The organism is Erythrobacter sp., assembly GCF_038133525.1.
Taxonomy (GTDB): Bacteria; Pseudomonadota; Alphaproteobacteria; order Sphingomonadales; family Sphingomonadaceae; genus Qipengyuania.
Genome location: NZ_JAYPTL010000135.1, coordinates 1 through 2,450 on the forward strand (window position 1 = coordinate 1; position 2,450 = coordinate 2,450).

Genomic DNA, 2,450 nt, shown 5'->3' on the forward strand with positions numbered 1-2,450 from the left:
TATTTCATGTGGGGCGCTCCGGGGGGAGAATGGAAATGGGGAGGTCACGATGGCCAGATGGCCCTCGCCCTCCCCATCTTCAACTGCAGTGGCAGTGTGGGCGTGGTGGCCCGTTTTACGGACGCGTTTGGCCGCTGCCGCGAACCTGCCATTTATAAGTCGTCAGCCCTTCCAATGCGACCGGGCCGCGTGCGTGCAGGCGCCCGGTGGCAATGCCAATTTCTGCACCAAGTCCGAATTCGCCGCCATCGGCGAACTGGCTGGAGGAATTGGCCATCACGATGGCGCTGTCGACTTCATTGAGATAGCGTTCGAGCGCAGCCGGATCGCTGGCAACGATGGCATCGGTATGGCCCGAGCTATGCGCCGCGACATGGTCGAGTGCGGCATTGATATCGTCGACAATGGCGACCGAGGCGATGGCTTCGAGATATTCAGTGTCCCAGTCGTCATCGATGGCGGGGACGACGCGCTCGTCCATCTTCTGCACCTTCGCATCGCCGCGCACTTCGCAGCCTGCGTCGATCAGCTTTTTCACCAGCACGTCCGGTTCGGGGAAGGCCGCGTCGATCAGCAACGTTTCCATCGCGCCGCAGACCCCGGTGCGGCGCAGCTTTGCATTGACGGCGATCGCCTCAGCCATGGCCGGATCGGCGCTGGAGTGGACATAGGTATGATTGATGCCGTCCAGATGCGCGAGCACGGGGACGCGCGCCTCTTCCTGAACGCGCGCGACCAGTGACTTGCCGCCGCGCGGGACGATCATGTCGACATGGCCTGCAGCTTTGAGCAAGGCACCCACGGCGCCGCGATCCTGCGTCGGGATCAGCTGCACCGCGCCTTCGGGCACGCCTTCCTTCGCAAGGCCTTCGGAAATCGCCTTGTTGATCGCGCGATTGGAATGCACCGCTTCGGACCCGCCGCGCAGGATCGCGGCATTGCCCGAACGCACGCATAGAGTCGCGGCATCGGCGGTCACATTGGGGCGGCTTTCATAAATAATGCCGATCACGCCAACCGGAACGCGCACGCGGGAGAGGTGCAGGCCATTGGGCCGCTCCATCTCGTCAATGCGCTGGCCAACCGGGTCGGGCAGGCTCGCCACGTTCTCGACCGCAGCGGCAATGCCTTCCAGCCGGTCTTCATCAAGCTTCAGCCGGTCGAGCATCGCGCCGGAAAGACCGCGCTCTTCGCCAGCGGCAATGTCTTTTTCATTCGCGGCCAGAATCTCGCCTGCATGGTCGCGCAGCGATGCGGCGGCGGCGCGCAGGGCGGCGGCCTTTTCGGCATCGCTCATCGCGGCCAGCTTCTTCTGAGCGACACGGGCCTTCTTCGCCAGCTCCTCGATCAGATTCGCGGCGTCTTGCTCGGTCAGGGGGGCGTCGGGTTTCTTTTCGATCACTGTATCCATGTCGATAACCTAGCGATGAATGGCAGATTTGCGAGGGTTTTGGGCAAAAAAACTGAAGGCAGCGAATCTGCTGACCCCAATGTCAGCACCGGGCCCGAAAGCGCGGGTAAACGCATTGCAAACATCAATGGTTCCCGGGATTTAACCGCGTTTGCCACAATTCGTCACAATTCACCCCATCGATCCAACGCTTCACCGCTAACTCGAAAGTGGCAACTTCCCCTTAACCATCGCCCTGCTAGCCAAAGGGGGACGGGAAAGCCTCGCACCCCTTCGAGGCTAATTGGGACATACGGGGTCTTACCTTGGCGCAAGCTGCCGCAAGCACGCTCTTCGCCCGGATCAAGGGCTGGTTTCCGGACCGCGAGTTCATCATGCGCTCGCAGGGACAGGTTCGTTTCGTGCGGATCTCTTCCTCGCTGCAGATGAAGGCGGCTGGGGCCGTCGCGCTGTTCGCCCTGGTCTGGTCGATCACGATGACCTTTGCATTGGTGAGCGAGTGGAACACGCGCAACAATGCCGCCGCGCTCAACGCGCGAGAGGCGAAGGTCGCCACCGCCGAAAGCCGGGTCGATGCCTATCGCGACAATCTGGGCGATGTGACGAGCGATCTTTCGCGCCGCCAGGAATTCATTGAGGACATGGTCGAAAGCCACCTTGGCGAGCTGCCGCAGGTCGGCGCGGTCAAGGGTGTGCAGGATTCGACCGACGCTACTAAGGCGACGGTTGAGAAGGTCAGCGCCGTACTTCCCGAAGCGGGCGGCCTTGCCCGGTTGGAAGCGCGTCAGCTGGCTTTTGTAGAGGGTCTGACCCGCCTTGCCGACCGCCGCGCAGATGCGGCAGCCAATGCGATCCGCAAGATCGGCCTCGACCCCACGCAGGTCGCGCTGAACGCCGAGAAGAAGAACACCGCGATGGGTGGTCCCTTCATCCCCTTCACAAGCGGTGACAAGGGAATGGACCCGCGTTTCGAACGCCTCGCCCAATCCTTGTCGCGCATGAGCGCTTTGGAAAATAGCCTGCAGGGCATCCCCAATAC

General features: G+C 62.2%; 1 protein-coding gene and 1 pseudogene. One reads left to right on the forward strand and one right to left on the reverse strand.

The features are described from left to right. Positions 1-115: 115 nt before the first annotated feature. Entirely contained in the window at positions 116-1,411 is a 1,296-nt protein-coding gene (locus tag AAFM29_RS17125) for a glutamate-5-semialdehyde dehydrogenase (RefSeq protein ID WP_341713938.1), read from the reverse strand. A 305-nt stretch (positions 1,412-1,716) separates the two neighbouring features. Here AAFM29_RS17125 and AAFM29_RS17130 point away from each other — a divergent pair. Continuing rightward, positions 1,717-2,450, forward strand: a pseudogene (locus tag AAFM29_RS17130) (M23 family peptidase); the annotation flags it as partial.